At 49.9% G+C, this 7,667-nt stretch carries 3 protein-coding genes; all 3 read right to left on the reverse strand.

The window, feature by feature from the left end:
- Window positions 1-299: 299 nt before the first annotated feature.
- A complete protein-coding gene (locus tag NDA02_RS27865) occupies window positions 300-461 on the reverse strand; it encodes a hypothetical protein (RefSeq protein ID WP_242067625.1) in 162 nt (53 codons plus the stop codon).
- A gap of 155 nt (window positions 462-616) precedes the next feature.
- Window positions 617-3,163, reverse strand: coding sequence for a PAS domain S-box protein (locus NDA02_RS27870; protein WP_348256282.1), 2,547 nt, complete (start codon window positions 3,161-3,163; stop codon window positions 617-619).
- A gap of 496 nt (window positions 3,164-3,659) precedes the next feature.
- Window positions 3,660-7,667, reverse strand: a 4,008-nt coding sequence (locus NDA02_RS27875; protein ID WP_348256283.1) for a PAS domain S-box protein, incomplete at its 5' end; no start/stop codon positions are given.

The following is a 7,667-nucleotide window of genomic DNA, read 5'->3' on the forward strand; positions in this document are numbered from 1 at the left end:
ATTTGACGATGAGGTCGATTTAGCTGATGCGATTATGGAGGGCATTGAGAACAGGGGGAGGAACAGCGGCTACCCGGTAGAACGTTTTAAGTTTTATTAGGTTGCCCTACTTAGCAGGATTATTTTGATTGCCCCTGCAGATTTTGCACTACCCCAACTATCAGTAGTGCTCAACTAAATGCCCTTACTGCAAAAGGTTTAGTGACCGGTTGCAAGCCAACTGCTGCCGATCGCCCTGCCCCTACCAGGATAGCCCCTCTTTTTGGGTTTGTAATGTTTGGATTTTAACCTTACAAAAATTACTGCTCTCGTTCCTCCGAACGATTAATCGTCGAGTGGTTTACCGTCAAGCCTCGTTCCTGCATCATCTCCTCCATATCTCGGTAGCTGAGGGAATAGCGGTGAGTCCAGTCCTGAAGGCAGGTTTCCCCCCGTAGGGAACTGGCGAACCCGAAGGGCATTAACAGCGAACGTTCAGCAGGATGATTTCAGGCAGAAAGTGCCGCTACTTCAACAGAGCAGGAGTAGATATCGGAGGGTAAGGAGGGAAGTTTTAGCCCGCTTACTTTACCGTTGACTGGTTTTTGCAACACAACCGTTTTTTTGCAACACAACCTTATTTGAATGATGTTCCAAAAGCTTTCTGTAATGTTGCTGTCAACGTTTCTGGGGTATAGGGTTTCTTGAGGAAGGCTTTAATCATTGCTTTGACATCGTCATTAAGCTGATGTTCCAATGACAATTCATTAAGCGCAACGATGACAAGGTCGGGATTCGTCCGCTTTAATATCTGAATCGTTGCTGATGCATCAGGTTCTACAATAGATAGATCGATGAGAACTGCCCGAATCTGGGATCGATACTGAGCATAAAGCCCGATCGCCTCAATTCCATCTTTTGCAGTCAAAACTCGGTAACTCGTTTGATCTAACAGCATCTCAGCAGCTTCGCGAGATGTGTCATCACTCTCAACTAGCAGAATTAATGCCTCTTGGAAAGAAATCGGTCGCTGAGCCGGTAAGTATACTTTGAGCTGAGTTCCCTTGTTAATTTCACTCTGTACATTGATGAAGCCGCCATGACCTTTGACAATTCCCGCAACCATTGATAATCCGAGTCCTGTCCCCTTACCGAATTCTTTGGTTGTAAAGAAAGGCTCAAAGATACGGTTTAAGTTTTCAGCAGGTATTCCAACTCCGGTATCAGAGACCGTAATCGCGACATAGCAACCCGTCCTCGCATCAACATTCTTGCGAGCAAGCGCTGCATTAACCGAGATGTTTTCTGCTGAAATACGTAGAACTCCACCTTCTGGCATGGCATCACGAGCATTCTCCCAAAGATGCAGCAGCATTTGGTGAAGTTGAGTTCGGTCTCCAGAAACTATCCAAAGATCAGATGCAATGTTAGTCCGAACTAGAATACTTTGTGGACAATCTTGCTTAAGCATCGCTGCTAGACGTAGCAGCAATGTATCTATCGCTAATGTGTTCCTATTGCCTGTTAGTCCTTGCACAAAGGACAACATTTGATTTACGACATCCGCACTCCGCCTTGCATTTACCTCAAGGGTTGCCAATACTTGTCGGCTCTGCTCATCCGGCAACTTATCAGCTAGAAGCTGGATTGACATCAGTATCGGAGTCAACGCATTGTTGAGATTATGGGCCATACCCTTAGTCACCGTACTGATGCTTTCAAATCTTTGAGTCCGCTGATACTGCGCTTCCGTTTGCTTACTCTCAGTAATATTAGTCCCACTGACGAGAACAGATTGAGGCTGTCCTACTTCGTTGCGAATTAATGTCCAACGGCTATCAACAATAACTTTCCGATCGTCTTTCCCTCGATGTTTTAGTTCACCCTGCCACTCTCCCTGTTCCATAACCAATGTTTGAGCTTGGCGGAGTTGGGGAGAAAATTCATCAAACAGGAGCTCATCAACATAACACCCTACCGCTTCGTTAACTGTCCAGCCAAACAAGCGGGTTGCGCTACTATTCCAAAACAAGATTTGATTTTCCAAGTTCAGCACAAGAATCGCATCCTGAGATTGATCCAAAAGCCTTGCTTGCGCTTGCAATTGTGCTTCAGCTTGTTTTTGCTTGGTGACATTCGTTTGGATACCAACGAAATACAGCAACTCACCAGCATCAGCACGTACCGGAGCAATTTTTAATTCATTCCAGAAGGGCTGGCCATCTTTGCGATAGTTCAAAAGAGTGGCTTGTACCTCCTGCTGTTGGGCTATTGCCTCACGAATTTGAGCAACAACTTCTGGATCGGTTCCTGGACCCTGTAGCAATCGACAATTGCAACCGATCACCTCTTCTGGCTGATACCCGGTCAGCTTCGAGAAGGCAGGATTTGAGTAGATGATGGGATTATCGGGTTGGTTGGGATCGCAAAGCACAATACCATCTGAAGTAGAATCGATCGCCCTCGCAAACGGCAAACTGGTTAACTTCTCTAGTGACAATCCCTCGGTCGGTAAACTCTCTAGCCGCTGCTCTTGTTTGACCCTGTTCCAGTAAGTGTTAAAGAAGTGGGCAAGCTCAGGTTCTTCAGCCACTAAGTCATTGAAATGGTCCTGAACTCGCTTATCAGTCTCATACCTCACATCTGGGTGTGCTTCCATCCACTCATGACAGGTTTTGATATAGGCAATAAACGTCACCAAATATTGGTAATTCTCGGTTCCTAGAAAACGGCACAACTCTCGCCGACAGTGGTCAGCCTCATCTGTGTTTAAGGCAATAAAAATTGAGCAGTCAAGGAGACTCTTTTCGAGAACGGAGTTTAGCTGGGATACAACATTGAGCAAGCTGTTATGAGAAGCCAATAATCGAAGATGCTCATCCACTTCTGGTAGGCTTGGGGGAGCCGCTTCAAGCAGGGTTAAGATATCTCGTGCCTTCATCCCCAATTCCCACAGCGAACAGCTATGGCACACTAAGCAATACGGGACAGGGCAGAAACGCGATAGGTAGGCGGACAGTTTCTCTTTGAATAGAGAGGGAAGAGGATTGTCAACGTAGGTTGAGCAAGTTTGTTGCCATAAGTTTTCCAACACTTGAGGAGTCTGTAAGGCTGGAGAGAAGAAAGGTGGAAGAAAACCGAACTTCTCCTCGATTTCTGTCGCAATTTGCTGACTGGTCCGCATAGATAAGATTTGACTTTAAAAGCAAGCGTGAGGAATTGGCAAGCTGAGATTCCCCCTTTCTGACGAGCAAGTACTTGCAGAGACGGCGAACACAGTATATTTGCTGATCCTTTTGCTAGTTTAGCGTGCCTACCGCATCGTGAATTTTCCTAGTGCATCTTCAGGAGAGCTTTTTTGCGAAAGTGTCAAAACTGAGTACTCAAATCCCGATTCTCAACAGTACTGAGAATTCTCCCGATAAGTCGAACGAAGGAATAAGAGTTTCACTAGAAGAAAGGAAGGTAAATTTTCAATAAGGAATAATAAGGGCTCAGTTCTAACACCTTCTACTGAGAATGGTGCAAGATTTCAGTAGATATTGGAGGGGGCTAATCATACTCCGATTCAGCAATGCCGGGAATTCGATGTCGCCGAAGTAAATCATTTTCAGCTAAGTATTAGGACAGTGAGAGGGCTGTAACCAAAGGAAAAGCTGAGGGTAGAACGTTGCTGGGCTTCAAGGCGATCGCTCAGCAGACTGAGTGAGGCAAGCAACCACTTGAATCAATCGCTCTGGTTCGATTGGTTTCGAGAGATGCTGTTGAAATCCAGCTTGCAGGGCTTGTTGCTGGTTGAAGTCGCCTGCGTAAGCAGTGAGTGCAATCGCCCGAACTTGTCCGCCTTGCTCTGGTGGCAGTGCTCTCACCTGTTGCAACAGCATATAGCCATCCCTATCTGGCATCCCAATGTCACTCAGCAGCACTGTTGGCTTAGCTTGAATGAGCATGGTTAGTGCTTCATTAGCGGTCGTTGCGGTGAGTACGGTTGCGCCCGCTTGCTCCAACACAAACGCCACAAACTCTCGTGAATCTGCTTCATCATCGACGACCAAGACCTGAATCCCATTCAAGTCAGAAGATGGCTCTGACGATCGACTATCGTGATCAGGGATCGCCTGGACAGGCATGAATGGCAACCTGGCGGTAAAGGTTGCACCCTTCCCTACCCCTGCGCTTTCGACTGCGACCGTGCCACCGTGCAATTCGACTAAGTGCCGCACGATCGCGAGTCCTAATCCCAGTCCCCCAAACTTTCGCGTTGTGGTAGCGTCGGCTTGGCGGAAGTATTCAAACACATAGGGCAGAAAGTCAGGCGCAATTCCCTGTCCAGTATCGCTAACCGTAATGTGAGCGTATGAATCTGAGCCTTCCAACCGAATACTGATTTGTCCTCCTTTGGGCGTGAACTTGACCGCATTAGAGAGCAGATTCCAAATCACTTGCTGCAACCGAGTAGAATCTCCGGAGATCAGACCCACCTCTGGTTCAAGGCTAGCCTCTACTTTGATTAATTTGGCTTCTGCTGCCAGCCGTACCGTTTCCATCGCGGCTTGGATCAGAGGGGCCAGATTGATCGGACTGATGTTCAGGTTGAGCTTGCCTTGGAGAATCCGGGAGACATCTAGCAGATCTTCAATCAATTCCGATTGAAGTTGGGCGTTGCGTTCGATTGTCTGCAATGCCTGCTGGGTTTTGGCTGCGTCTAGCTTGCCGTTCTGCAAGAGTTTTGCCCAACCCAAAATCGGATTGAGGGGCGAGCGCAATTCATGGGAGAGCACTGCCAAAAACTCATCTTTGATCCGATTGGCGCGATCGGCTTCGGCGCGGGCGGCTTGCTCACGAGCCAAGAGCTGTTCCCGTTCGGTGGCAGTCTGTCGTTGTTCAATGAGGTCAGCGGCTTGGCGAGCGAGTAAATCAAGAAACTGCAACTCGCGATCGTTGGGTGGGTGCTGTTCATGCCAATGGGTTGAAACCATGCCGATCGGTCTGCCTGCACGGGTGGTCAACGGCGTGGACTGCGCAGAGAGATATCCAGCCTCCACATGCAGTCGCATTGAACCGTTGGGGTCTTCGCTCTGGGGCACATTAAAGTCAACGAAAGTGCGAGCACCGTTCTTGAGGGCAATACCGCAGGACGTATGAGAACTTACATTTACCCGGTAGAAATGCTTGGTCATGTTTCGTTCGAAGCCCTGCGTGGCAAGTAGCACCAGGTCTTGCGCTGACTCGTCAAAGATTTGCACTGTGCCGGCATCTGCCCGTGTGAGCGCGATCGCCGTAGACAGAATTTCTTGATACAGGGTTTGGATATCGCCTTCAATCACCAGTCTCGCCCCCAGTTCGCGGAGTCGCTGGGTATCTTGAAGGTCTGCTGCAACAATTGCTTCAGCGCGGGCACGTTCAACTGCTGCCCAGGTGCGTTCGGCAACTTCTTCTGCTAAAGCCACTTCATCTTCTGTCCAAGCTCGCGGTTCAGTGGTATGAACTGCCAGACCCGCAACGAACTCGCCGTCCTTGACGAGTGGGATGCCGATGTAGGCATCAATCTGGATGGCAGCGTAAGTGGATCGCTGATCTGAGGACAGGTTGGCGTCGGTTTCTACATCGGGCACGGATACGGTATGACCCGCACGGTACTCTGCGAGCAGCTTGGGACCGAACGAATCAATAGGGTAACCACCCACGAGTGCGGCAGCACCGTTGACGTAATCGCGTTCAACTACGTAATCCGTGCCGCGAACCTCGAAGTATGCCACGCGGTTTGCATTAAGATATTCGCCCAGCACACGGGTCGCAGTTGCTTGAACCTCTACCGGGTCGGCCAGGGGGCGGAGTGCGTCGGCGAGAGAGACGCGAAACGCATCTAATTCGGCGGCACGGTGCAACCTCTCTTCTGCTTGTTTGCGCTCTGTGATGTCGTTGAAGAGAACTGCTACCTTGTGCTCATGCGGTTCGCCAATGCGGAAGGCATTCGCGTCAAACCATCGATCCATTACACGGGAATAATCAGTGAACCGAAGCGATTCACCCGTCATAGCGACTCTGCCGTAAAGGTCAATCCAGAACGGCTCAATCTCCGGCACAAGTTCGTGAATGGTTCTGCCGAGGGCATGCTTAAGCCCAGTTTGCTGCTCGAAAGCGGGGTTAACCTCGATAAAGCGGTAGTCAATGGGCTTTTGCTCCACATCGAAGATTACCTGCAAGATGCAAAAGCCTTCGTCCATCGACTCGAACAGCGATCGATATTTTGCTTCCGATTTGCGCAGGGCAGCTTCTACCTGTTTGCGCTCAGTGATATCTAGCACGACTGCCACGACCGACTGCGGCTTCCCGGTGCGATCGCGGATTAGGGAGACATAGTTGTTGACCCAGACGATCGAGCCATCCTTGCGGATGTAGCGTTTCTCGATCTCAAACGGTGTTCCTTCAGTCACCATGCGATTGTAGAGTTCGACATTACCTGGCAAATCATCTGGATGGGTAATGTCAGTCATTCGCAGCTGACTTAGTTCGGCGGCAGAATAACCCGTGATATCACAATATTTCTGATTCACGATCGTCAGTTTGCCACCAATCTCGCTATACGCCACGCCCGTCACTGCCTGGTTGACAATCGCTCGATACCGCTCCTCCGAGTGCCGCAAGTTCTCCTCTGCCTGTTTGCGATCGCTCAGATCAACAGTGACTGCCAGCACGGTGCGTGGGTGTCCCTGCTCATCATCAAGGCGCGTGAGATTGCTGTTAGCCCAGACGATTGTTCCATCCGAGCGCAGGTAGCGCTTATCGAACGAGACTGGCTTACCCGTCTCAACCACTTGTTGAAAGGCCTTTAAACTTTTGAGCACATCTTCAGGATGCGTGACATCGGGTATGCTTACCGCTAATATTTCCTCCCGCGATTGCCCCAAGATCCGGCATAGCTTATCGTTAACGCGCTGAAAATATCCATCTAGCGAGATCTCAGAAAGCCCCACCGCTGCTTGTGAAAAGATCGCAGATAGCTGCTCCTCACTCTCCTGCAAGCGCTCCTCCGCCTGTTTGCGTTTGTCTTCGCTCTGCTTGCGTGCGGTAATGTCTCGCGAAATGCACAGCAGTCGTTCAACTTGCCCCGCTGCTCCTCGAATGGGACTCACTTTGCTATCCCACCATCTAGGTTCACCGCTCAACGTCGGACGATAGCCTTGAAAGGTGCAAACTTCGCCTGTTCTGGCTTTGACGATCGCCTCAATTGCCACTTGCTGATCTGCTCCCTGCCAAAATTCTGCCCAAGACGTGTTGAGAAAGGGCGTGATATCCTTAATGCCCAGCAACGCTTGTCCTGCCGGGCTCATCAGCAGAATTCGCCCCTCTAAGTCCAACACCTTGATGCAGTCATCGCTACTGGCGAGAATCTGCTGATTAAACTGCTCGTGCCGCAACGCGATTGCTGTCGTCTGGTTCATCTGTTGCATACTATGCAGTGCAGAAGCGGTAAAGCCTCCCAGGCTCATCATCAGCCGCTGATCCTCGGCATCAAAACGCCGCTCCTCGTGATGCGACACAATCCAAAGCGTGCCCAGTGCCCCATCGTTAACGCACAGTGGAATGAGCAATCCTTCCACAACCGAGAACTGCGGGTGATACAAGTAGGTGAAAAACCGCTCAGGATAGCTGTATAGCTGGGGCTCGTTACAAGCAAGAGTTGT

Source organism: Leptolyngbya sp. ST-U4 (assembly GCF_039962215.1).
Classification (GTDB): Bacteria; Cyanobacteriota; Cyanobacteriia; order Elainellales; family Elainellaceae; genus Leptolyngbya_A.